The sequence below is a fragment of the Bradyrhizobium sp. JR3.5 genome (assembly GCF_054057015.1).
The window spans coordinates 1,608,499-1,632,475 of sequence record NZ_JBSRYV010000002.1; the positions used below are offsets into that span (position 1 = coordinate 1,608,499).

Annotated in this window: 21 protein-coding genes and 1 pseudogene; 9 read left to right on the forward strand and 13 right to left on the reverse strand. The window is 64.8% G+C overall.

Annotation, left to right across the window (positions count from 1 at the left end):
- Positions 1-31 precede the first annotated feature (31 nt).
- The gene (locus tag ACVWW1_RS24480; protein WP_456657707.1) at positions 32-1,420 is read left to right on the forward strand and encodes an LLM class flavin-dependent oxidoreductase; all 1,389 of its coding nucleotides are present in this window, start codon (positions 32-34) and stop codon (positions 1,418-1,420) included.
- 524 nt (positions 1,421-1,944) lie between these two features.
- Here the strand turns inward: ACVWW1_RS24480 and ACVWW1_RS24485 are convergent.
- Together ACVWW1_RS24485 and ACVWW1_RS24490 are read right to left on the reverse strand one after the other, a co-directional pair.
- Positions 1,945-3,102 carry an IS110 family RNA-guided transposase gene (locus tag ACVWW1_RS24485; protein WP_456655413.1) on the reverse strand — a complete coding sequence of 386 codons (1,158 nt, stop codon included), beginning with the start codon at positions 3,100-3,102 and terminating at the stop codon, positions 1,945-1,947.
- A 251-nt stretch (positions 3,103-3,353) separates the two neighbouring features.
- Complete coding sequence (locus tag ACVWW1_RS24490) at positions 3,354-5,018, reverse strand: thiamine pyrophosphate-binding protein (protein WP_456657708.1); 1,665 nt, start codon at positions 5,016-5,018, stop codon at positions 3,354-3,356.
- Positions 5,019-5,347: 329 nt separating this feature from the next.
- On the opposite strand from ACVWW1_RS24490, the gene ACVWW1_RS24495 reads away from it, so the two are divergent.
- Positions 5,348-6,832 carry a hypothetical protein gene (locus ACVWW1_RS24495; protein WP_456657709.1) on the forward strand — a complete coding sequence of 495 codons (1,485 nt, stop codon included), beginning with the start codon at positions 5,348-5,350 and terminating at the stop codon, positions 6,830-6,832.
- A gap of 46 nt (positions 6,833-6,878) precedes the next feature.
- Here the strand turns inward: ACVWW1_RS24495 and ACVWW1_RS24500 are convergent, their stop codons facing one another.
- Positions 6,879-7,394: a GFA family protein gene (locus ACVWW1_RS24500; RefSeq protein WP_456657710.1), complete on the reverse strand. Its 516-nt coding sequence runs from the start codon at positions 7,392-7,394 to the stop codon at positions 6,879-6,881.
- 116 nt (positions 7,395-7,510) lie between these two features.
- Positions 7,511-8,638, reverse strand: coding sequence for an alkene reductase (locus tag ACVWW1_RS24505; protein ID WP_456657711.1), 1,128 nt, complete (start codon positions 8,636-8,638; stop codon positions 7,511-7,513).
- A 162-nt stretch (positions 8,639-8,800) separates the two neighbouring features.
- On the opposite strand from ACVWW1_RS24505, the gene ACVWW1_RS24510 reads away from it, so the two are divergent.
- Positions 8,801-9,184, forward strand: coding sequence for a winged helix-turn-helix domain-containing protein (locus ACVWW1_RS24510; RefSeq protein ID WP_173638651.1), 384 nt, complete (start codon positions 8,801-8,803; stop codon positions 9,182-9,184).
- A gap of 260 nt (positions 9,185-9,444) precedes the next feature.
- Here the strand turns inward: ACVWW1_RS24510 and ACVWW1_RS24515 are convergent, their stop codons facing one another.
- Positions 9,445-9,984 (reverse strand): transposase, encoded by a 540-nt coding sequence (locus tag ACVWW1_RS24515; RefSeq protein ID WP_456657712.1) that lies wholly within the window; start codon positions 9,982-9,984, stop codon positions 9,445-9,447.
- A gap of 46 nt (positions 9,985-10,030) precedes the next feature.
- Between ACVWW1_RS24515 and ACVWW1_RS24520 the strand changes: the two genes are divergently transcribed.
- A complete protein-coding gene (locus ACVWW1_RS24520; RefSeq protein ID WP_456657713.1) occupies positions 10,031-10,627 on the forward strand; it encodes a hypothetical protein in 597 nt (198 codons plus the stop codon).
- Between the two features lie 297 nt (positions 10,628-10,924).
- On the opposite strand, the gene ACVWW1_RS24525 is transcribed toward ACVWW1_RS24520, so the two are convergent.
- Positions 10,925-12,421: an aldehyde dehydrogenase family protein gene (locus ACVWW1_RS24525; RefSeq protein ID WP_456657714.1), complete on the reverse strand. Its 1,497-nt coding sequence runs from the start codon at positions 12,419-12,421 to the stop codon at positions 10,925-10,927.
- A 300-nt stretch (positions 12,422-12,721) separates the two neighbouring features.
- Between ACVWW1_RS24525 and ACVWW1_RS24530 the strand changes: the two genes are divergently transcribed.
- The 3 genes from ACVWW1_RS24530 to ACVWW1_RS24540 all read left to right on the forward strand — a co-directional run bounded on the left by ACVWW1_RS24530 (position 12,722) and on the right by ACVWW1_RS24540 (position 14,847).
- The gene (locus ACVWW1_RS24530; protein ID WP_456657715.1) at positions 12,722-13,573 is read left to right on the forward strand and encodes an SDR family NAD(P)-dependent oxidoreductase; all 852 of its coding nucleotides are present in this window, start codon (positions 12,722-12,724) and stop codon (positions 13,571-13,573) included.
- A gap of 397 nt (positions 13,574-13,970) precedes the next feature.
- Positions 13,971-14,579 (forward strand): IS110 family transposase, encoded by a 609-nt coding sequence (locus tag ACVWW1_RS24535; protein ID WP_456657716.1) that lies wholly within the window; start codon positions 13,971-13,973, stop codon positions 14,577-14,579.
- A complete protein-coding gene (locus ACVWW1_RS24540; protein WP_456660665.1) occupies positions 14,461-14,847 on the forward strand; it encodes a transposase in 387 nt (128 codons plus the stop codon). Before ACVWW1_RS24535 ends, ACVWW1_RS24540 begins: the two co-directional genes overlap by 119 nt.
- Positions 14,848-15,068: 221 nt before the next feature.
- Here the strand turns inward: ACVWW1_RS24540 and ACVWW1_RS24545 are convergent, their stop codons facing one another.
- Entirely contained in the window at positions 15,069-15,449 is a 381-nt protein-coding gene (locus ACVWW1_RS24545; RefSeq protein ID WP_456657717.1) for a hypothetical protein, read from the reverse strand.
- Positions 15,450-15,626: 177 nt separating this feature from the next.
- Here ACVWW1_RS24545 and ACVWW1_RS24550 point away from each other — a divergent pair.
- Together ACVWW1_RS24550 and ACVWW1_RS24555 are read left to right on the forward strand one after the other, a co-directional pair.
- Positions 15,627-17,038, forward strand: a pseudogene (locus tag ACVWW1_RS24550) (aldehyde dehydrogenase family protein).
- A gap of 71 nt (positions 17,039-17,109) precedes the next feature.
- Entirely contained in the window at positions 17,110-17,814 is a 705-nt protein-coding gene (locus ACVWW1_RS24555) for a DUF2478 domain-containing protein (protein WP_456657718.1), read from the forward strand.
- A gap of 34 nt (positions 17,815-17,848) precedes the next feature.
- Here the strand turns inward: ACVWW1_RS24555 and ACVWW1_RS24560 are convergent, their stop codons facing one another.
- The 6 genes from ACVWW1_RS24560 to ACVWW1_RS24585 form a co-directional block, all read right to left on the reverse strand.
- Positions 17,849-18,055: a hypothetical protein gene (locus tag ACVWW1_RS24560; RefSeq protein WP_024581255.1), complete on the reverse strand. Its 207-nt coding sequence runs from the start codon at positions 18,053-18,055 to the stop codon at positions 17,849-17,851.
- A 303-nt stretch (positions 18,056-18,358) separates the two neighbouring features.
- The gene (locus tag ACVWW1_RS24565) at positions 18,359-19,354 is read right to left on the reverse strand and encodes a hypothetical protein (RefSeq protein ID WP_456657719.1); all 996 of its coding nucleotides are present in this window, start codon (positions 19,352-19,354) and stop codon (positions 18,359-18,361) included.
- Positions 19,351-20,472 (reverse strand): GNAT family N-acetyltransferase, encoded by a 1,122-nt coding sequence (locus ACVWW1_RS24570; RefSeq protein WP_456657720.1) that lies wholly within the window; start codon positions 20,470-20,472, stop codon positions 19,351-19,353. The genes ACVWW1_RS24565 and ACVWW1_RS24570 overlap by 4 nt, the downstream gene beginning before the upstream one ends.
- Complete coding sequence (locus ACVWW1_RS24575) at positions 20,469-21,668, reverse strand: hypothetical protein (protein ID WP_456657721.1); 1,200 nt, start codon at positions 21,666-21,668, stop codon at positions 20,469-20,471. The genes ACVWW1_RS24570 and ACVWW1_RS24575 overlap by 4 nt, the downstream gene beginning before the upstream one ends.
- On the reverse strand, positions 21,665-22,540 hold the full coding sequence (locus ACVWW1_RS24580) for a HesA/MoeB/ThiF family protein (RefSeq protein WP_456657722.1): 876 nt from the start codon (positions 22,538-22,540) through the stop codon (positions 21,665-21,667). Before ACVWW1_RS24580 ends, ACVWW1_RS24575 begins: the two co-directional genes overlap by 4 nt.
- Positions 22,537-23,592 (reverse strand): hypothetical protein, encoded by a 1,056-nt coding sequence (locus tag ACVWW1_RS24585; protein WP_207832903.1) that lies wholly within the window; start codon positions 23,590-23,592, stop codon positions 22,537-22,539. The genes ACVWW1_RS24580 and ACVWW1_RS24585 overlap by 4 nt, the downstream gene beginning before the upstream one ends.
- Positions 23,593-23,977 lie beyond the last annotated feature (385 nt).

Sequence of the window (23,977 nt, forward strand, 5' to 3'; positions counted from 1 at the left end):
CGGCGCTCAAGGTTCGACCAAGGTTTCGACAATGACAAAACAAATTCGGCTCAACGCCTTTGCCATGAACTGCGTGGCGCATCAGTCGCCGGGGCTGTGGACCCATCCGCGCGACCGCACCAAGGACTACAACAGACTGTCCTACTGGACCGATCTGGCGAAGACGCTGGAGCGCGGCCGGTTCGACGGCCTGTTCCTCGCCGACGTGCTCGGCGTCTACGATGTGTATGCGGGCAATCCGGATGCGGCGCTGCGCAACGCGGCGCAGACCCCGGCCAACGAGCCGTTGATGCTGATCCCGGCGATGGCCGCGGTGACCGAAAATCTCGGCTTCGGCGTCACCAGCAATCTCTCCTTCGAACCGCCCTACCCGTTCGCGCGGCGGATGTCGACGCTCGACCATCTTACGAACGGCCGGGTCGGCTGGAACGTGGTGACCGGCTATCTGGATTCCGCGGCACGCGGTGCCGGCAAGGACAAGCAGACCGCGCATGACGACCGCTACGAACTCGCCGACGAGTATATGGAGCTGGTCTACAAGCTCTGGGAAGGCAGCTGGGAGGACGACGCCGCGATCCGCGACGTCGCGCGCGGCATCTTCACTGACCCTGCGAAAGTGCATCGCGTGCAGCACGAGGGAGCCAACTACCGCCTCAACGCGATTCATCTGTCAGAGCCGTCGCCGCAACGCACGCCGGTGCTGTACCAGGCCGGCACCTCGCCACGCGGCCGGCAGTTCGCCGCCGAGCACGCCGAATGCGTGTTCATGTCCGGCCCGTCAGCCAAGGTGATCGGCCCGCGGGTGTCGGCGATCCGCGAACTCGCCGCGGAGAAGGGCCGCAACGCAGCCGAGATCCTGATGTTCTCGATGATGTGCGTCGTGGTCGCCCCGACCGAAGCCGAGGCGAAAGCGAAATACGCCTGTTATCGCAGCCATATCAGCCATGAGGGCGCGCTGGCGCTGATGTCGGGGTGGACCGGCGTCGACTTCTCGACCTATTCGCTCGATCAGGAGGTGCGTCACGTGCAGAACGACGCCGGCCGCTCCGCGATGGACAACGTCACCCGCGCCGACCCCGATCGGGTCTGGACGGTGCGCGAGGTCGCCGAGCATGTCGGCATCGGCGGCGCCGGCCCCGTGGTGGTCGGCTCGCCCGAGCAGGTCGCCGACAAGATCGAGCAATGGTTCGAGGACACCGACGTCGACGGCCTCAATGTCGCGTTTGCGATCTCGCCCGGCGATTTCGAGGATATCGCCGACATGCTGGTGCCGGAGCTCGTCAAGCGCGGCCGCTACAAGCGGGAGTATGCCAAGGGCACGCTGCGCGAGAAGCTGTTCGGCGCGGGGCGCGCCAGGCTCGATGCGACGCATCCGGCGGGGCGATATCGGGTGAAGTCGCAGACAGACCCAGCGGAGTGATTGCCTCTGCTATTGCGAGCGAAGCGAAGCAATCCATCGTTCCGCATATGCGGGCCAATGGATTGCTCACATGGGGATTTGGTGTGTCAAGATTTATGGTCAGCTCTTTGTTCGATTTTCGGGCCAGCTCTTCGTCCCGACCATGGGCCGGTTTGGAAGGCGCGCGCAGATCAGGTCAAGACCGGCCCGGCAGGGCCGCCGCGAAGCGGCTTGGTCTTGAGCTGAGCGAGCACGCCTTCAGGCTCGTCGGGTCGGGAAGTGCGGCGTGAACTCCTCCTATGTTCGGCGATCCAAGGGTCGAGCCAGTTCGGGCAATCTGGTTTGCATGCCAGATCAAACTCACATTCGGTCGTCGCTCGGTGGCGACTGCACCAACATTCCGCTTGCGGCGGGCAGGCTCGAGAGGACGGGACCATTCTTCGTTGCGGCGTTTGAAGCCATGCAATCCATCGGTTCGTCCGCCCGGATCGGCCGAGGCTGATCAACCTCGGCAGATTGGTTTTAAGCTTGCAGGAAGCCACGCATCAGGCGGCCTTCATCTCGGCCCCCTCGATCACGACGCCGGCGGTCACGTATTTCCACAGTGCCACGAGCAGCTTGCGGGCCAGCGCCACGATCGCGCGCTTGCGGCCGCACTGCGCCTTGAACCATTGGGTCAGCGCCGATTGCGGCTGGTGGCGCACCCAGAGCCAAGCGAGCTGGATCATCGTGGTTCTCAGGCGCGGATTGCCGGCTTTCGACACGCCTTGCTCGCGCTCGATCCCACCACTGCGCCAGGGCGTCGGCGCAAGTCCGACATAAGATGCGACCTGACGGCGGTTGGCGAACTGCCGCCAGAAGGCTTCCGACCACAGAACGGCAGCGAAGTTCGAGCCCAAACTCTTCAGACCGAGCAGCATCGCAACCGGGGTCGATGCAGCCTTCCCGCCCGACGGCTTGCTCGCGGCCAGCAACGCATCCTGCTCGCGCTCCACCGCCGCAATCTGCTCCAGCAGCAGTTCGAGCCGGTCGAGCTCACGGTCGATCTGCGCCTTCAGATGCGGCAGTAATGCGCGCCCGTCTCCAGTCCGCAAGGCCTCCAGCCGCTTCCGTCGATCCCGCCGCAACGGCGCATAACCCGATATCCCTTGCGCGAACAGAAGACCCTTGATCCGGTTCACATGCTCGACCCGCTCCGCGATCAATGTCCTCCGTTCGCGGCACAGCCGGCGGCGATCCTCCTCTTCGGGAGAGGGAGCAACAACCATGGCGCAGACCCGAGGCTCGCCGCGCTTGTAGGCCAGAAGCGTCCGCAACAGTGTCTCCCCATCCAGCCTGTCCGTCTTGGCTCGCTGGCGCCGGCGCGGCGTCGCAATCGAGGCCGGATCCACCACATGGCTCTCAATGCCTTCCTGCTGCAGGGCCCGGTGAAGCCAGAACCCATCCAGCCCCGCCTCCTGGATGGTGATGATCGGATAACTCTCGCCCGTGCGCGCCTGCGCCTTGCGCTTCAGCTCCGCGAACAGCTTCAGCAGTTCCGCAAGATCGCCGGCCACCACGCTGTGTTTGGACATCTTCTCGCCTTTGCCCGGCGAAAGCGAGGTGACCAGCCAAGTCGAACGGCTCAGTTCCAATGACGCGAAAATTGCGCCAAACTGAGTGCGGATAGCGGCCAGTTTGTCGGAAGGATGATCGAGCAACATCGTCGTCTCCAGGTTGAATGGGTGCAACCTCAGTCTGGCCTCAGACTTGGTCGCTATCCACTCCCCATGGAATCTTCGTCGCTTCGCTCCTCGCAATGACGGGGTTACGCACAGCTCACCATCCCGTCATCCTGAGGAGCGCGCTCTTGCGCGCGTCGCGAAGGATCGACGGCCACCAGCCGGGCCGCGCATCCTTCGAGGCTCGCTCCGCTCGCACCTCAGGATGACGGGACGGAGCGCGCATCGCGTGATCAATTCACCGAATTGCTGACCATCACCTCGATCAGCTTCGCACCGGGGCGGCTGAACGCCGACTTCATCACACCCTTCAGCTCCTGCGGGTCGGTGACCTTGATCGCCTCGAGCCCGAGCGAGCGCGCGACGCCGGTGAAATCGACCGGCGGGTCAATGAAATCCATGCCGACATAATTGTCGTCGCCATGGAAGGCGAGCAGGCGTTGCTTGATGATGCGATAGCCGCCATTGTTGACGATGACGAAGTTGAGCGGCAGCTTGTGATTGGCCGCGGTCCAGAGCGACTGGATCGAATACATCGACGAGCCGTCGCCGGAATAGCACACCACCGGGCGCTGCGGATTGGCGAGGCTGACGCCGACCGCGGCCGGCAGGCCCCAGCCGATGCCGCCGGAGGCGAGCGCGTGATAGCCGTAGCGGTCGCGATGCGGGCGTAAGCCGAGGATCTGCCGCGACGAGGTCAGGCCTTCGTCGACCAGAATCGCGTTGTCCGGCATCGCCTCCACGACCTGCAGCGCCAGCCAGTCCGGATCGATCGGCGACTTCAGGCTCGCCTTCGAGATCTGCTCGACCAGCGCCTTGCGCTTCGCCGCCCAGTTTTTCGTCGAGAGCGCCGCGAGCCCCTGCTTTGCACGCGTCGCCAGCGCGCCGCCGCCGAGCTCCTTCAATGCCGGGACCAGCGCGCGCAGCGTTTCCTTGACGTCGGCCTTGACCGCGATCTCGGCGCCGTAGTTCCTGGCGAGATCATTGTCGACCAGGCCGACCTGCACGATCGAGAGTCCGTCCGGCAGCGGATCGACCTCGCTATAGACCGACATCCGCAACGGATCGCCGCCGAGCGCAATCAGGAGGTCATACGGCGCCAGCACATCGCGGGCGACCTTCTGCAGCCGCGCGATCGCGCCCATGAAGCTCGGGCTTTCGGAGAGGAAATGCGAACCATAGGGCGTCGGCGATTGCCAGGCCGGGCAGCCCAGCGTCTCGGCGAGATCGGCCGCCTCGCGCAGCGCGTCGCTTTTGACGATCTCGTCGCCGACGACGATCACCGGACGCTCGGCTTTCAGGATGCGCGCGGCCAGCGCCTTCAACGAATCCTCCGACGGCCGGACCCTTGTGTCGATTCGGGTGGAGCGGCCGAGCTTGATGCCGGCCTCAGCGTTGAGAATATCGCCGGGCAGCGAGATGAACACCGGTCCCGTCGGCGGCGTGGTCGCGATCTTGGCGGCGCGGCGCACGATGCGCGGCAGGTCCTCCAGCCGCGTGACCTCGACGGCCCATTTCACCAAGGGCGTGGCCATCTGCACCAGCGGACCATAGAGCACCGGCTCGGTCAGGCCGTGGCCTTGTTCCTGCTGGCCGGCGGTGAGGATCAGCGGCGTGCCGGTGAAGCTCGCATTGTAGAGCGAGCCCATCGCATTGCCGAGACCGGGCGCGACATGGACGTTGCAGGCAACCAGCTTGCCGGAGGCGCGGCTGAAACCATCGGCCATCGCGACGACCAGGCTCTCCTGCATCGCCATCACATAGGTGAGGTCAGGATGATCCTTCAGCGCATGCATGATCGGCAATTCGGTGGTGCCGGGATTGCCGAACAGATGCGTGATGCCCTCATCCTTCAGCAGCGCCAGGAATGCGGAGCGGCCGGTAATGCGATTCTTCATGTTCCCTCCAGGCCTGCCAGCGCGTTGGCCGACGGCACCGGCGGAGATGACCAAACTTGCGCTTGGGGAGCAATCGAGCGGCCGGTCATGGCCGCATTCCGCTGGCGCGCGCCTGGCTCTCCGGGCTCATCATTTCACTCCGCCGGCCAGTCCCTCGAAAGCCGACGTTGGGCAGACGTGAACCTCAACGGCAGCCATCGAATTGCGCGGCCGACTTTAACGCTACTTTAGCGAGAGTGTCCTAAAGCGACGATGGTTTGCCTTCATCAAGCACACAGAAAAGCATGCAGGGCCCGCAGACGGCTCGCTTCGATCGCGGGGGATCAGTCATGGACGCGCTGGCGGCCTGGAACGGAACCAGGCTCGATAGAGGACCGGGAACGATCGGGCTCGAGAAGCCGGGTCTCTATGTCTTCCTGATCGCAGTCACGTCTCTGTACTACCTGTCGAACGGGCCGCTCCTGCTGGGCCACCTTGATCTCGGATGGCACCTCGCCGCCGGAGACCTGATCAGGGAGCGCGGCAATGTCCCCTTTCAGGATCCATGGTCATTCACCCTCGGCGACAGGCAATGGTACAATCTGTCCTGGCTCTGGGACGTGATCGCCAGCGTGGTGTTTCAATACACGGGATATATCGGTCTCACACTGTCTGTCGTTGCATGTGGCGCCGTCATCACCGGATATCTTGCATCGATCTGCCTGCGCAGCGGCGCCTCGACACTTGCGGTTGGCATTTCCGTTCTCGCCGCGTGCCTGCTGTACCCGGCGTTCGTGACCGCGCCGAATTCCTATCTCGCCGCTTCGCCGAACACCCCGACCATGTTGTTCTGCGTCGTTTTCTACGCAGAGTGCCTGAAGCGAACCAGATGGTTCCTGCTGCCGGTGATGATGGTGCTTTGGGCCAATCTGCACGGCGGCTTTGTGCTCGGGCTCTTCATCATCGGCATTTTTGGCGCCGCGTCCGTGCTCAGGCGGGACTGGGCAGGTCTTGGAATCTATGGTTTCGCAACCGCCGGTTGCCTTGTCGCAATCCTGATCAATCCGCTTGGCTGGCACATCTACCACGGCGTCACGACCACGCTGGGCCACTTTGCGCAGGCGCACATCACCGAGTGGTGGTCCTATTCCGCGAACTTCACCGTGCCCGGGAGTATCCCCGGCATCGTCTACATCGCGATATTTGCCGCGTTCGAGCTGCGCCACCCGGCCGCTTCGCCCGCTCCTTTGGAGTCGCGGCTGCTGTCCTGGCTGTTCCTGCTGCTGGGATTCTATCAATACCGGTACATGTCGTTCTTCTTCATGTTCGCGACGGTGCCGCTGGCGCTTCATATCGACCGGCTGCTGCCCAAACGACTGAACGATCTCAAGGTCCAAGGCTCGTTGCTGGTTGCCGGCATTGTTGCAACGTGCGCGCTGCCGCTGACGCTGATGGTCGTCAAACCGGGTCTCGCACTTCCGCAGCTGCTCTCGGAGCAGGATGCGCGCTATCTTCAAAGCCATTTTCCGCATGCACGGCTGCTGAACCACTGGAACGTCGGCGGACTCCTGATCTTCTACACACGCGGTGCGGTGCCGGTGTTCGTCGACGGCCGGTCGGCCACCGCCTATCCCGACGAGTTGCTGCGCGACTATTTCAGCCTGATCAAATGGGAGATCGATGAGACTGCGTGGGACGCCGTCCTCGCCAAGTACAAGATCGATACGGTGCTCTGGGTGAAGGCGCACGAACCGCTGAAGCGGTTCCTCGTGGACAAGAGAGGGTGGACCGAGGAATACGCAGGGTCGGATGAGGTCATCTACGTGAAGCACTGACGCCGCGAGAGCTTCTGTCCTGATTCAAATCAGAACCGAACGTGCTCTAGAACATCCCCTCGCGCTCGCTGCGCTTCTTCTTTTTCGAACGCTGCCAGACCACGCCGGGATAACCCTTCAGCGGCACCAGCGGCTCGCCGGTGTAGGCCCATTCCTGCAATTCCTCGATCGCGATGTGATAGAGCGGCTGCCGGCCGGTGCGCCCCGAAAACAGCGCGCGCGGGATGTTCACCATGTGCGGCGACCGCGCACGCTCGTAGGCGATGGGCGTGCCGCAATTGGCGCAGAAGCTGCGCACCGTCTTGCTTTTAGCGTCCTCATAGCGCGAGAGCTCGCTCTCGCCTTGCGTGATGCGGAAGCGCTTCTTCCAGCTGCCGACATAGGTCGCATAAACCGCGCCATGCGCGCGGCGGCTCGCGGCGGTGTGATCGTGCCAGGCCCAGCGCGCCGGCACGTCGATCTCGAACCGCACCTTGCCGCACAGGCATTGACCGGCCGCGGGCTTCGCCAGCGCCACGGGTTTTGATTTCTTTGTCGGCTCGAACTCGTCGTCCGGAAACATCGGGGATCACCGTCATTGCGAGCGAAGCGAAGCAATCCATCGACCCGCATGCGCGGAGCGATGGATTGCTTCGTCGCTTCGCTCCTCGCAATGACGGCGCGTAAAGACCGCGTCGCCTACGCCTGCGCCATCTCATCGTGAACGGGATAATCCGTGTAGCCCTTCTCCTCGCCGGCATAGAAGGTGGCGCGGTTGTACCTGGTCAGCGGATAGCCGCGCTGCAGGCGGCGCGGCAGGTCCGGGTTGGAGATGAAATAGCGGCCGAACGCGATCGCATCGGCATGACCTTCCGCGACCGCGCTCTGCGCGCTGTCGCCGACGAAGTTGCCGGCGGTGATCAGGACACCGCTCCACATCGGGCGATACAGCACCATCGCGGACGGCACGTTCTGCCAGTCGACCTCTGCGCGGCCGGTGCCCGAGGCACGCGGCTCGATGAAATGCAAATAGGCGAGCCCGAACTTGTCCAGCGCCTTGATGGCATGGCCGTAGAGCGGCATCGGGTCGGCCTCGCCGCTGCCATTGGCGATGCCGTAGGGCGAGAGCCGCACGCCGACACGATTGGCGCCCCAGACGTCGGTCACCGCCTGCGTCACTTCCAGCAGGAAGCGGACGCGGTTCTCGATCGAGCCGCCATACTGGTCGGTGCGCAGATTGCTGCGCGATTGCAGGAACTGCTCGATCAGATAGCCATTGGCGCCGTGGATCTCGACACCGTCGAAGCCGGCGGCGAGCGCATTCTTCGCGCCCTGCCGATAGGCCTCGACCATCAGGGCGACCTCGCCGGTCTCGAGCGCACGCGGCGTCTCGTAGTCGACCACCTTGCCGTCCGCCGTCATGCACTTGAACTCGGGTGGGATCGCGACCGCCGACGGCGCCATCGGCAGCGCACCACAGGGCTGGAACGAGGAATGCGAGACGCGGCCGACGTGCCAGAGCTGCAGGAAGATCAAGCCGCCCTTGGCGTGCACCGCATCCACCACCTCGCGCCAGCCCGCGATCTGGGCCTCGCTGTAGATGCCGGGGACGCCGGGATTGCCGAAGCCGGTGGCGACCACCGGCGAGGCTTCCGCGATCAGCAAGCCGCCGGGCGTGGCGCGCTGCGCGTAATATTCCGCGTTCATCGGCCGCGGCGCGAGGCTCGGCCGCTCCGCCCGCATCCGCGTCAGCGGCGCCATCACGACGCGATGCTTGAGCTCATAGGGACCGACCTTGAGCGGCGAAAACAGCGATGGAGAACTCATGCCTACCCCAAATATTCTTGTGTGGTTTCCGTTATGGTGTGGGCATGATCCGCCCCGGAAAGCCGGTTACCACTTTTCCGGACCATGCTCGTTATGTCACGGGTTCATCTTGTTCGCAAAAGCAGGTAGTGGCAATCTAGCGAACAGACAAGCAGGCTTGCCATGTCGAAAACGAGCGCCACGTCGCTCCCCTCGTTGAGCGTCCGCATCGATCTCGATGCCGAAGACCGCATCGGACCGGGCAAGATCCTGCTGCTCGAGCGGATCAAGGAATGCGGCTCGATCTCCGCCGCCGGCCGCGCCATGGACATGAGCTACAAGCGCGCCTGGGACCTGGTCGACGAGATCAACCGCATCTGCCGCCAGGCGGCGGTGGAACGGCAGACCGGCGGCAAGAATGGCGGCGGCGCGGTGCTGACCCCGTTCGGCCTCTCCCTGGTGGCGCGCTACCGCAAGATCGAGCGCGATGCGGCCACCGCCGTGCGCAAGGATCTCGAAGCGCTACGCAGCGACATCGGCAAGCCGAGGAAGGCCGCGGGGCGGTAAACGCGGGAACCGGCGGCCGCAGCAAGCGACGCGTTGCGAAAATATCGAAAACAACCCCATGCACAGTAGCCGGCGGCGGCCGGCGCCCGACAAGATAGCTTGACGCGTCGGGCAAATCAGGGGTATATTTCTAATATTCCGAAACAGTGCGGGCGTTGGCTGAAGGCTTCCCTCTACGAGCGAGCCGAGAGTTGAGACCTGTACCCCCTCACCCGCCGCGCAAGAGCGCGGCGACCTCTCCCCGCAAGCGGCTATCAGATTCACACATTCTGAAGCCTTAGATTGGCGCCGTATTTGATGGCGTGGAACTTGGCAAGGCCGATGCGGATGACTTTGGGACCCGGCTTGCCGTAGTAGCCGGTCCAGCCGCCGAGGCGTGCGATGACCCAAGCGACAAAGGCCAGGGATCCCTTCGGGTGCGGATTGCGTTGCCGCTCGGTCTTGCCTTCGAGCCGGGCGGAGACGGCTTCGAGGATGGGTTGGTCGTCTGGCTCGAAGGCATCGCTCAGGAGCTGATCCGTGTTGCCGTCGCGGGCCTGGACGAGTTGCTTGATGGTGATGGCCGCAACGGCTGCAGCAGCGACGAAGTTGATCATGGCCTGCGGGTCGCCGATATCGGCTTCCTCTATATCGAAGCCTGCCGTCTTGAGCGTACGGAAGAACTCCTCGATCACCCAACGCGTCCGGTAGAAGCCGACCACTTGACGCGCGTCGTTCAATGTAGCGACAGCGTGGGTAGTCAAAAGCCGCCAATGCACGAGGTGCGCTACCGTCTTTCGGCTCCGATACCTCGCGGACATCGACCAGCGTCAGGTGAGCCGTCTCGGGCAACGTCGGATCGGCTCCATGGAGCGGCCGGCATACGGCCACCGGCGCGAAGCGCACTGCGAACTCGGTATCGCGCGCGCGCCGTCCTGGTGCGGCGGGGACCGTCATGGCAACGCGCCCTTGTTCGGCCTGGGCGTCGATGAAGGTGAACAGCAAATCCGGGTCTTCTTCGGCCCCCTCGATCCGCCGATTCTGGCAGGCCCTCACAACCAATTCGACGTTTTGCGGACGCTTCACGAACAGTTCGTAAAAGTCGCTTTCGCGGTCCGATACCATCGTGACGCTGGCCGCCGCAGCCAGTACCTCACCCGCCCGTTCGCTGCTCTCGATCCATCGTTGCGATTCCTTAGCCGCCGTCGCCCGCTTGCGCCGTGGTGCCAACTCCTCTCGGTTACGGTTCCAAACCTGCATCGAGACCAGACCGAGCAACCCTTGCGTCTCGGCCTCTACCGCCAGTGCCACATGCAGCAACAAACCCGCGGCATTGCCTTTGGCGACCGGTCCGTAGCATTGTCGCGACCGCCGGCCGCCCAAGATCAATTCCGACGTGTCCTGTGCGACAACAACATGCCGACCAGCCGCTCGCTGCCCGGTGAGGTCTCCGGCATGCCGTGACATCTCTGCGGCCGTCACCGACGGATTGTGAAGAAGCCGGCGAAACTGCATCTCGCCCGCACGGTCCTCACCGAGGCGGCGGATGCACGAGCCAGGTCGGGCCACCAGCGCCGCATGCAGCCGCGCCCCCCTTTTTCCAGGCGACGATCGCCAAATCGTCCCAGTCCATATGCCACCCCGGCCATCAAAACCTCCACCGGCTTGCCTACCGATAGAGAATCCCGCTTTACCGCTAATCGCAACCCAGATGTGTGAATGCGATAGCCGCAAGCGGGGAGAGGTAAGAAGAAGTACCGCCTAGCCCGTCTTGATCCAGACCGCCTTGACGTTGAGATATTCCTCGACGTGCTGCTTACCGGACTCGCGGCCGTAGCCGCTCATCTTGTAGCCACCGAACGGCACGGCCGGATCCATCGCCTGGTAGCAATTGACCCAGACCGAGCCCGCGCGCAGCGCCTTCGCGACCTGGTGCGCCTTGCTGACATTCGTGGTCCACACGCCCGAGCCGAGGCCGAAGGTGGTGGCGTTGGCGCGCTTGATCAGCTCGTCCGGATCCTTGAACGAGATCGCCGAGATCACCGGGCCGAAGATCTCCTCCTGCGCAATGCGCATGTTGTCCTGCACATTGGCAAACACGGTCGGCTGCACGAAATAGCCCTTCGACAGCGCGCCCTCGGTGAGGCGGCCGCCGCCGGCCAGCGCCTTGGCGCCTTCCTTCTGGCCGATGTCGAGATAGCCGGAGACCCGGTCCATCTGCTGCTGCGACACCAGCGGCCCGATCTGGGTGTTGGGATCGAGGCCGTTGCCGACCTGAAGCTTCTTGCCGAACTCGGCGACGCGGCCGACGAATTCGTCATAGACCTTTTGCTCGACGAACAGCCGCGTGCCGGCGCTGCAGATCTGGCCGGAATTGGCGAACACCGCCATCGCAGCTCCCGGCACCGCGGCATCGAGATCGGCGTCGGCGAACACGATGTCCGGCGACTTGCCGCCGAGCTCGAGCGAGACGCGCTTGAGGTTGCCGGCCGACGCACGGATGATCGATTGTCCCGTGACGTGCGAGCCGGTGAAGGCGACCTTGTCGACATCCGGGTGCGACGCCAGCGCGGCGCCCGCGGTCTCGCCGTAGCCTGGCACGACGTTGACGACGCCGGGCGGAATGCCGGCTTCCATGCAGAGTTCGCCGATGCGCAGCGAGGTCAGCGGCGATTCCTCGGCCGGCTTCAGCACCACGGTGCAGCCGGTCGCAATCGCGGGGCCGATCTTCCAGATCGAGGCGGTCAGCGGGCCGTTCCAGGGGATGATGGCGCCGACCACGCCGATCGGCTCCTTCAGCGTGTAGGAGAAGATCTCGCCGGGCAGCGAGTTCTCGATGGTCTCGCCGTGGATCGCGGTGGCCTGACCGGCATAGTAACGCAGCATGCCGAGCGCGCGCAGCTTGTTGCCGCGGGTGCGGCTGATCGGCGCGCCCATGTCGAGCGTGTCGAGCTGGGACAGCTCCTCGAAATTGGCTTCGACGAGCTCGGCGAGCTTGAGCAGCATGTTCTGCCGCTCGAACGGCTTCACCTTGCTCCAGGGCCCTTCGAACGCGCGGCGCGCCGCTGCAACGGCACGGTTGATGTCCTCGGCATCGCCCTCGGCGACGGAGGCGAGCAATTCACCGGTTGCGGGGTTATGGGTTTCGAATGTCTTGCCGGAGGCGGCGTCGACCCATTTGCCGTCGATCAGCATCTTCTTGTAGGAGCCATCGGCATAAGGATGGCGCGTGATCGGAACAGCCTGCGAGACAGCCATGTTTGCACTCCCTGTAAAATGTCGGCTGAGGTGTTTTGGAAGCGTTATATCGAGGATTCTACAGCGCGGACGCGAAACCGTAAAGCGAGGCAAGCGTTGTCGAGGGTGGCGCGCATGAAAACCTCCCATGCACCTGCGTGCATGGTGGATGCGATATGCTAGAATGGAGTTCGGTTCTGATCGAAATCAGAACCAAACTCCAGCCTTGTTGTTTGACGCGTTTTCTTCACGCGAACCGGGAACCACTTCGCTTGAAAACGCTATGGAAACCTCAGCCACAGATGTGTCCGGAGACCGACGATGCCCCACCCCGTGATATCAGCCAATCATGTTGCCGTGATCACCGGAGGCGCATCCGGCATCGGGCTTGCCGCGGCGACGCGGTTTGCCGAAGCCGGCATGAAGGTCTGCATCGCCGATCTCGGCGATGACAGGCTGAAGGCGGCGGCGGCAAGACTGTCATCTGCCGCACCCGGCGGCGCCGCCGACATCATGACGGCTGCGGTCGACGTCAGCCGCGCCGACGAGGTCGCAAGCCTCGAGGCCGCCGTCGCGAAAAAGTTTGGCGGCACCGACATCCTGATGAACAATGCCGGCATCCAGCCCGGCAGCGCGATGTTCGGGCCCGCGGACAATTGGCAGCGCATCCTTGGCGTCAATCTGTGGGGCGTCATCAACGGCACTCAGGCGTTTGCGCCCAACATGATCAAGCGCGGCCGGCCCGGGCTGATCATCAACACCGGCTCCAAGCAAGGCATCACCACGCCGCCGGGCGATCCCGCCTACAACGTCTCCAAGGCCGGCGTGAAGGCGTTCACCGAGGCTCTGCAGCACGAGCTGCGCAACACCGACGGCTGCGAGATCACGGCGCATCTCCTGATCCCGGGTTTTGTCTTTACCGGGCTGACCGCGCGCGGCCGCACCGAAAAGCCCGCCGGCGCCTGGACTGCGGAGCAGACCGTCGACTTCATGATCGAGCACCTCGCCGCCGGCGATTTCTATATCCTGTGCCCCGATAACGACGTGCCGCGCGCACTCGACGAACGCCGCATCCTGTGGGCCGCCGGCGATATCGTCGAGAACCGCCCGCCGCTGTCGCGCTGGCATCCGGATTTCGGCGACGCGTTCGCGGCGTTTGTGAAGGGGAAGTAGGATGCAGGGAATCGTTGGATAGGTAGAGCGAAGCGAAACCCATCATCTCTCCTGCGGTCCGCTGTTTGATGGGTGTCGCTTCGCTCCACCCATCCTTGTATTAGCGCGCTGGATTAGACTGGCCTCGTTCCGAGAGGAATGGCCCAGCTCGGGTGGCCGCCCGGGCTGGGCCGCTGATCGATCGGATCGATACCCATCGAAGCCTTGAGGGCTGTCGTTCGTAGCAAGATCGCGATCGGCACTTCATCGGGACCCGCATGGTTGAACGAACTCTAGGTTCGCATCACAAGGGAGGGTCGAGGAAGATGGCCAAGCGTATCACAATCTGTGCCGGAATCGATATCGGCAAACGGAAGCTCGACGTGGCGCTCTCGCCGACGGCTCGGACCAGCTGCAGGTGGAGAACACGGCGGATGGTTACAAGACGCTGTTGGAGTGGCTTGGGCGCCACAAGGTCAGGCGGGTTGGGATCGAGGCGAGTGGTGGCTATGAGCAGCCGGTCGTCGTCGAGCTGCGGCGCAAGCGGTTTGTCGTCGTGGTGTTCCAGCCGGCGCAGGTGCGTGCCTATGCCAAATACCGCGGGCAGCGCGCCAAGAACGATCGGATCGATGCCGCGCTGATCGCCGCCTGCACCGCTGCGGTCAAGAAGATCCACCCGGCACCCGACGCCAGATTACCGCCCTTGGCCGGACATCTGACGCTGATTGATCAGATCGGAGAAGATATCGCGCGATTCAAGAACCGGCTCGAGAGCTGTCGCGACGCGCGTATCCAAAAGCTATGGAAAGACGACATCGCTCGTCTGGCCAAGCGCGAACGGGTTGAGTTCAAGGCTCTGGTGGCGGCGATCCGCGAGCAACACGATCTCGCCCGCCCGGCTCGACCTGATCCACAGCGTCGGTGGGGCCGGGCTGCCGACTGCGGTCGCCGTCCTGGTCCGGATGCCCGAGATCGGCCAGGTCAGCCGCGAGCAGGCTGCAGCACTTGCGGGCCTTGCGCCGTATGACGACGACAGCGGCGAACACATCGGCGCTCGTCACATCGACGGTGGACGCAAGCGTCTGCGCCAGGCGCTCTACGCTGCGGCGCTGGCGGCGTCCTTTCGCTGGAATCCGCAGCTCATCGCCCTGTACAAACGATTGATCGCCGCCGGCAAAGGCCACAAGCGTGCCCTGATCGCCTGCGCCAGGAAGCTGCTCATCTTCATCAACACCGTGGTGGCTCGAGCGATCCCTTGGCAAGCTCACTTGCCAGTCGTCGCTCCGGCAAGCTGAAGCGTTTCTTTGTTCGATCGGGGCACCGTTTCTTCGTCCCGACCTGCCGTCACGAGGACGCCGCGCACAGCGGCCGTCAAGGATGGCCGTCGCTCAAATGCCGCCACATCCCCACTCTCGCCAGGCCACGCCTTGATGGCCGCGAGCACGGCGTCAGTCTCAACGGCGATCGGGCAATTCAATCGCACACAATCGGAAACGCTAATGGTTGCTACGAACTCTCAATTCGCCCGCACGCGCACCGGCGTCGCCGGCTGCGCCGCCAGCGCCTCGCCGAGCTCGCTCTGCTGCGCACGCGGGATCGAGAAGCAGACGCTGAAGCCGTCCGACGTCTTGAGCGTCATCATGCCATGGGCCGGATCGGTCGACTGCTCGATCACCCATGAATCCAGCGGATAGGCGTAGCGCAAGCTCTGGTCGCCGAAACGGGTCTGCAGCGCCTTGCTGATCAGCCCGGGCAGCGTCATGACCAGCGCGCCGACTTGGTTGATCGACAGGCGGATGGTTGCGGGCTCACCCTTGCCGTCGACAAATCCCAGCGAAATCGCGCAGCCGTCGGCCGCGACTTCGCAGGTGGTGAGCTCCTGGGTTTCGATCTGCATACCGGCACTCCAGATCATTTCTTCGTTATATTCGCAAAGATATATCGCTCGGCCGGCCACCGTCCAGCCGTTATTCGGGGGCCCGCTTTGGCCGTGGCCCGCCCGCCGCGATCGTGATATATGATAGGATATAGCGAAGCCTGCGAAGGGCCCGTTTGACCAGGGAGAGCAAAGCCTATGAGTGATTACAAGCTTCTCATCGACGGCAAGATGGTACCCGGCGACCAGACCATGCCGGTGCTCAATCCGGCGACCGAAGAGGTGGTGGCGCAATGCCCACGCGCCTCCAAGGACCAGCTCGACAAGGCCGTCGCCGCCGCGAAGGCCGCCTACCCGGCATGGGCCGCCACGCCGATGGAGGAGCGGCGCAAGCTCATCATCAAGATGGCCGAAGCGATCGAGGCCGACACCAACGAGCTCGCGCATGTCCTGACCAGCGAACAGGGCAAGCCGCTCGCGGATGCCACCGGCGAGGTCATGGGCATGGCGGGCTTCTTCCGCTACCTCGGCTCGCTCGATCTGCCGATGCGCGTGGTCGAGAATTCCGGCGACCGCAAGGTCGAGGCCTATCGCCGCCCGCTCGGCGTGGTCGGCGCGATCATTCCCTGGAACTATCCGCTCTTGATCCTGGCGTTCAAGCTGCCGTCAGCGCTGCTCGCCGGCAACACCCTGGTGGTGAAGCCTGCGCCGACCACGCCGCTGGCCTCGCTGCGCTTTGCCGAGCTGGTCAAGGACATCCTGCCGAAGGGCGTGCTCAACTTCATCACCGATGCCAACGATCTCGGCGACCACATGACCAAGCACCCTGACATCCGCAAGATCTCCTTCACCGGTTCGACGGCAACCGGCCAGAAGGTGATGGCGAGCGCATCGCAGACCCTGAAACGGATCACGCTCGAACTCGGCGGCAACGACGCCGGCATCGTGCTCGACGACGTCGATCCGAAGAAGGTGGCGCCCGGCATCTTCGAAGGCGCGTTCCAGAATTCCGGCCCCAGGTCTGCCTCGCCATCAAGCGGCTCTATGTGCATGAGTCGGTGTATGACGAAATCTGCAACGAGCTGGTCGCCATTGCGAAGAACACCGTCGTCGATGACGGCTCCAAGCAGGGCACCAAGCTCGGCCCGCTGCAGAACAAGATGCAGTACGAGAAAGTGAAGGCGTTCCTCGACGACGCCCGCAAGAACGGCAATGTGATTGCCGGCGGCGCCGCGATGGATCGTCCCGGCTATTTCATCGAGCCGACCATCGTGCGCGACATCAAGGAAGGCTCCAAGCTGGTCGACGAGGAGCAGTTCGGCCCCGTGCTGCCTGTCATCAAGTACTTCGACAAGGATGACGTGATCCGCCGCGCCAACGCCACCACCTACGGCCTCGGCGCTTCGGTCTGGTCGTCGGATATCAAGCGGGCGCACGAGATCGCGACCCAGATCGAGGCCGGCACGGTGTGGATCAACAAGCACCTCGACATGGCCCCGAACATTCCGTTCGGCGGCGCCAAGCAGTCGGGCATCGGCACCGAATTCGCCGAGGAAGGTCTCGCCGAATTCACCCAGCTGCAGATCATCAACGGCCCGCCGGCCGCCTGATCCGAAAACATGCGGCCGCGACGCCCAGGCGCCGCGGCCGCCTCTCTCCTCCACAACGAACAGAGCCCGTCATGTTCGACGCCCAATGCGACCTTGCCGCCCTGGTCTATGACGACGATGACGATCCCGGCGCCATCCTGCGCGACTTCGCCGGCGACCTGAAGGCGCACGGCTCGCGTGTCGTCGGCATGGTACAGACCGGCCAATGTGCGGATTCCAGCCTTTCGGCAGTACTGGTCCATAGCGGCGAGACGCTGCTGCTGGCGCAGCCGCCGATTCCGGGTGCGAGCGGCTGCAAGCTCGATCTGTCGCGGCTGCAGGACGCAGGCGTCCGCGTCGCCGATGCGCTCGCTGAAGGCGCCGATCTCGTCATCGTCAACCGCTTCGGCAAGCGGGAGCGCGATGGCAAGGGCCTTGGCTTTGTGATCGAGCGCGCGCTCGACGCCGACGTTCCCGTCGTGATCGCGATGTCATGCCAAAGCTTTGCCGACTGGATCAAGTTCGCCGGCGGCATGAGCGTGAAGCTCGCCTGCGACCGCCACGCGCTGGACGCCTGGTGGCGCAGCGTCTCGCTGCGGACCACGGCCCGGATCGCACCACGGTCTGTGAGGCGTTCAAGTAGAGGGGCTTTGTGGGGTGGGTACGCTCTGCCATCCCACCTGCGGGCTATCACCGTCATCCTGAGGAGCGCGCTCTTGCGCGCGTCTCGAAGGATGCACGGCCCGGCCGGTGGCCGTCGATCCTTCGAGACGCCGCTTCGCGGCTCCTCAGGATGACGGGACAATAGAACAGGATGCGTTAGGGGCTTGCCTACAGCGTTTCCTGCTTGTGGTCGCAATTCTTGCAGGTGAACTTGACGCGGGACTGGCCCTTTTCCGCCTGCACCCGGTTCGGCGCGCCGCATTTACCGCAAACGGCCTCGATCCGGGTCGTGCCCTGCTTGATGACCAGGTTCCGCTTTTCCATGGTCTCGCGGATCAGGCGCTCGGCCTCCTCGCGCAGCGATTGCTTCGACATCATCTCCACCGGTCTTTGGTTAGCGGGCGGCGTCATAGCACGACCGCATGAAGCTTTGACAGCGGATATCGCACCTTATCCGTAGGCGCCTAAAGCGTTATGAGATCAAGTCGAGTTGGAACGGCATCGGAGGTCCACCTCTCCTTTGGGAGAGGTCGGCGCGAAGCGCCGGGTGAGGGGTTGCGGTCTCTCATTGGAACTGCGGCCCCTCACCCGATTTGCTGCGCAAATCGACCTCTCCCCGGTGGGGAGAGGTGACCCGAATCCGGGGCCAAACACGATTCAACCTAACTCCATCCCGCTCTAGACAATGAGCCGGTCGACCGGCAGCCGGAAATGCCGCGGTTTCAGCGGTTTGGAGGGCCAGCCGATGCGGAACACGTTGACGAGGCACAGATCGGTGCCGATCTTGCCGAGCTTGCGCAGCCGGTCGTTGAAGTCAGGGTGATCGGCCAGCGCCGAGATCGGGCACGCCGCGAGCCCGGCGCGATCGACCTCCAGCCAGCTGCGGTAGAAATGCCGCCCCGTCGTGAGTGGATCCTCACCGACCGGACGACAGAACAGGACGATCGCCGCGGCCGATGCGGTCTTGGCGCTGTCTGACAGCAGCGATGCGGCGAGGCCGAGACGATCGAGCGGCTTGAACAGACCGCCGAGCACGTAGCGCGCGGCGGTGGCCTCGACCGCATTCATGGCAAGCGCATCGCGATTGAGACCATCCAGCAGATAGTGCGGATGGCTGGGCGACAGCCGCATCCATTCGAGCAGTTCGGCCCGATAGTCGTCGCCGCGGACAAAGGAGAACTCGGCCTGGTCGGCCCAGCCGGCGATATCGGCAATCGTCTGGCGGTCACCAATGCAGATCAAATCTTCACGCGTGACGGCAAGCTGCACCAGCGGCGCGGCCTGATCCGGCGACGCCGCGAACTTGCCGCGCCACGACATCCGGTGCGCCACATGGCCGGCCAACGGATCGGGCGCGACACCTTGCCTGATCGCAAAGCTGCAGAGTGCGGCAAATTGCGGCGACAGCGGCTGCTCGATCGTGGTCATGGCCGTGATTGCGAAGCCGCGGCGGTTGAGCGCGAGGCTCATGCCCTCCAGCGCCGCGCCGTGCGACACAAGCACGTCGTGTCCGGCTGGGTCAGCGACCGGCGCGCGGACCCAGGTCGCGTCGACGAGCGCCAGCCGCCCGTCGCCAAGCAGGCGCCAGCGGGTCGGCTGGATGTTGTGGACGCTCGGCGCCAGCCGCGCCTCCGCGACCAGCTCGCGCAGCAAATCCGGCGTCAGCTCGCTCATGGCGCGGCCAGCCGCTTGGTGAACAGATGCAGCCGGTGCAGCGGCGTGGCGCCGGCCTTTTCGATCTGGCGCAGCGACGGCGCGTTGATGTCGGCGATCCAGGTGCCGCCGAGCGTACGATAGCCGGCCTCCTGCAACGCCAGCGCGGTGCGGTAGAGCATGGCGCCGTTGAGGCCGCGATTGTGCAGGTCGCGGCAAACCGACTGATAGATCAGCACCGCGCGGGTGTTCATCATGCGGTGCTGCACGAATCTGAACGGTGCTGATAACCCGACCCGGCCGCCGATCGCCTTGATCAGCGGGTTGAGATCGGGGATCGCGATGATCGCGCCTGCTGGGCGGCCGCGGTGATAGACCACGGTCGAAATCCGCTTGTCGATGATCCACATCATGTCGCCGGCCTGGAACAGATATTCGGCCGCGGTCGACGGCACGAACATCGGGTTGTCGGCGAAGCCGTCGTTCAGGATCAGCCGCGCATCCTCCAGCCGCAGCATGAAGGCGGAGCGCTTGATGGGCTGCCAGACGAACTCCGGATCGGCGAGCACCGCGCGCTGCTTGTCGCCGAGCAATTGCTCCGGCTTGCCGCCGTCGAGCGCGATCTCGAACGTCGTCATCGGGAAAGTCGCCGCATAGCCGGCGCGTTCGAGGTGGCGTGCGATATACGGCGGCGACCACATCATGTCGGTGAACGGCGCATGGTCGAACCCGTCGGTCATCACGCCGATCTGCTGCATCGCCGTGAGATTGAAATTGCCGGCGATGCGGCTCATGCCGCGCGCGGCCAGCCACTGCTCGGCGGTGCCGAGCAGCGCATCGGCGACATCGGGCTCGTCGACACAGTCGAAGAAGCCGAACGCGCCGTGGCGCGTGCCGTGCTTGCGGTTGGAGGCATCGTGGATCGAGGCGGCGATGCGGCCGACCGGGCGGCCGTCGCGATGCGCCGAGAACAGCGCATAGCGGCCGTGGCCTTCGGTGATGAACGGGTTCTTCGCGGCATCGAACATCCGGTCGAAATCGCTCCACAGCGGCGGCACGTAGAGGCTGTCGGGCCCATAGGCATTGAGCGCGGCGTCGAAGGCCGCCCTGCGGTCGCCCTCCCGGATATCGAGCGTCATTTGGCCTCCGGGGTCAGCGCCAAGAGCCGCCGCACCAGCGCCAGCGCGGTTTCGGTGGCGGGATCGGCCGCGGTCACAGGCACGGCGAGCACGATCAGGTCGAGCGGATCGTGCGCGAGCACGATGACATGGGAGGCGCTGTTGGCTGATATCAGCGAGGCCATGCGCTCGGCGGCGGGGTCGGTCGGCGCCAGTCCCCACGGCGCCTCGGAGCGGCGCAGCACTCGCCTCGCCGACAGGAAGTCGCGGAGCAGCGGCGGATCGTAAGGTCCGAGCTCGTCTTCGCGGAAGCGGCGCGCACTCTCGAAGATCGGATGCCGTGCGAGTTCGGCGATCAACTGCTCCCGTGTCTGCGCCGGCGACGCCGCGACCGAATTGAGCACGCCGGGTTCCTGCGATTCGAACAGCGCCCGCAGCGCATCCGTCATCAGCCCGATGGTCAGCACGCCGGCGATGGCGACCGCGACGAACCGAATCATCTGGGCGGCGTCGACATCGGGCGCCATGAAGGCGGCGGCAAGTCCGAGCAGCCCCGAAGAGATCAGCCGCAGCGCCATCATCGCGAGCCCATGCCGCCGCGTCTCGGCGCCGCCGCCGGCGATCAGCATCACGGTCACCGTGAGCAGCGCACCCAGCGCGCCGAGCCGGACCGGAATATCGGGAAACAGCGTGCGGAAATCGGTGAGGATGAACGGGATCACCACCAGCGCCCCGACCGCCATGCGACCGATGCTGCGGTTTTCCGAAGCCATCAGCGAGGCGCGGTCGCGCGTCGCCAGCAGCAGCGCGCAGGTCGCAAAGCCCATGAGCTGGAACAGCGCCAGTGTGATCGCATAGGGCATCACCAGGCGCTGCAGCCCGAACGTGCCGCCGAGGCCGAGCAGGATGCCGCCGGCAAGCGCTGCGATCTTGACCGCGCGCGGCGCGTGGCGGCGCAGGATGCCTTCGGTGACGATCAGCGCGCCGAGCGGAATCAGCGAGGCCGGGATCACCGAGAGGCGGTCGAGCAGCCAGCTTCCGCTCCACCACGCCAGGCCACGGTCGAGGAACAGGAGCGCGATCACACCGAGCGCGAGCAGCAGGCGACGCGTCAACGGGCTCCTGGGATCGCGCCGGTAGAACGTCATCATCGCGACCGCGACGCCGATGGCACCGCAGAGATTGACGATGGAATCGGCGATCACCCCCGAGGTCATGCGACGCCCGTCAATTGATCGATCGCCCGCCGCACCAGCGGGCGCATCAGGGCGGCGATCAGCGCATTGCGCGGCTTCTCGATCGCCGGCCGGTGCGGGTTGAGGAACCAGCCGCGGCAATCGGTGCCGGAGGTGCGGCCCAGAATCAGCGCGACCGCCTCATAGGCCATCAGCATGCCGGTCGAGATCACCATCGGCGCGAACGACATCCGGCTGCGGCGGCCGGCCGCGACTTCACCGGCGATCGCGAGGTCGACATAGTTGCGCGACGAGGAATGCAGCATGACGTGCTCGATCTCGCCACGCATCGCGGCGCGGCGGTCGTCCTCGGTGATCTCGGTCCAGTCCTTGGCCAGCGTGGGAAAGCCGAGGCGCTCCTCGGGTCTGGGATCGTGCGGGCGCACCACGATTACCGACGGCAGCGGCGACATGTAGGCGTCGATCACGGTTGCATCGGCGCGCTTGGCGGTCCGGTACAGATGCACGCCGGCGGCGATATCGTCCATGCCGTTGACGATGACCGGGCAGCGTTCGGCAATCCCGGCGAGCGCACTGGTCCAGTTCTCGCCGAGCACCTCGACCTCGATGGTCGGGTTGATGCGTCTGGCGGCTTCGGCCGCCACCGCCGCCTTCTCGCGGCCGACCTCGTCGGCGAAGGCGAACACCTGGCGATTAAGATTGGAGACCTCGAAGCGATCGATGTCGGCGATCACGAACTTGCCGACGCCGGCGCGCGCCAGCGCCATGAAGGCCGCGCCGCCCATGCCGCCGACGCCGCACACGAACACCCGCGCCTGGCGCAAGAGCTGCTGCTCTTGCTCGTCGATGAAGCCGATGTTGCGGCCGGTGAAGGAGTAGTAATCGAAGTTCATCGCGCGGCCCCGCTCTCCTGCCTGCGCGGCCGCAGCGTGCCGAAGGCGCGGGTGTCGTCCATCCAGTAGACCACCGGCAGCACCAGCCGCTGCAATGCCAGCATTGCGGACGTCGCGAGCAGCGCCGGCAGCGAGCCTGAAGGCACCTCGCTCATCAGGTAGCGGCGCGCGCCGGCAAGATCGACGCGGCCGATCTGCAGCACATCGTCGCCGCGGCCGTAATCGAGCTCGCGCTCGCAAAATTCGTTGTAGACGGCGTCGCGATGCTTCGGCGCGATCTCGAAGGTCTTCTTCAGCGCATCCGAGCCGCCGGTATAGGCATTGGTGATCACCGAGCGCGCCTCGTCGAAGCCGGCCTCCTCGCCGACGCCGAACACCGCGCGATGCCTTGCCATGATGCCGCGGGCGAGTTGCAGATGCGCAAAGCTCTGCCGGGCGCCGGGCAACGGTGACGGGAATACGTCCGAGAAGGTGTCGCTGACCATGCCGACCACCGCCGGCACCTGGGTGACATTGGAGATCCATTTCGGCCGCAGCCCGTCGCGGGCAAACAGCACCAGCGCGGTCAGGCCATAGAGCACCCAGGACAGCCCCTGCCCGCGCACATCGGGATCGACCATGACGAGGCCGAGATGGGTGACTTCAGTGGGCTCGCCGTCGAGCGGCACGTCCATCACCGACAGGGCGTTGAACGCGATCGGCCGCCCGGTGTCTTCCTCTGAGATCAGCGTGATGATGGCGCGCGACAGCCGCTCCGGCTCGCCGGAGAAGATGCCGTAGCTCAGACTCTCCTCGGGCAGCGTCTTGGCGGCAACGACGCGGAGCTGCTCGACCAGCGCGTCGAGCTCGTCCTTCGGCAGCGACAGGCCGGGCGATTCGACGATACGGGTGCGCTGGCCGGCCTGGGTGCGCAAGGTGAGATCGATGGTCGGCTGCGACAGCGCCTTCAGCCAGAAGCCGCCATGGCTGCGCAGGCCGTCAAAGGCCGCGCGCGCCTTGGCAAGGCTCCTGCTGCCGCGCGAAGCGGGGGTGCGATTGTCCGTGGACGCCATTTCTCTGTCCCTGGGGCGCGATCTCTGCACTTTGGCCTGTTAAGGAGCCATGAGCGCAACCTGGCGCGGTTTGCCGCAGGGTAAACAAGGCCTTCCGGAAACGGAACAAGTTGGTCGTAAGAGGCCTGCGACCTATCCACCCGTCATTGCGAGCGAACCGAAGCAATCCATCCTTCCGCGCACGCGGCACGATGGATTGCTCACATGGGGATTTGGTGTGTCAAGATTTATGGTCAGCTCTTTGTTCGATTTTCGGGCCAGCTCTTCGTCCCGACCATGGGCCGGTTTGGAAGGCGCGCGCAGATCAGGTCAAGACCGGCCCGGCAGGGCCGCCGCGAAGCGGCTTGGTCTTGAGCTGAGCGAGCACGCCTTCAGGCTCGTCGGG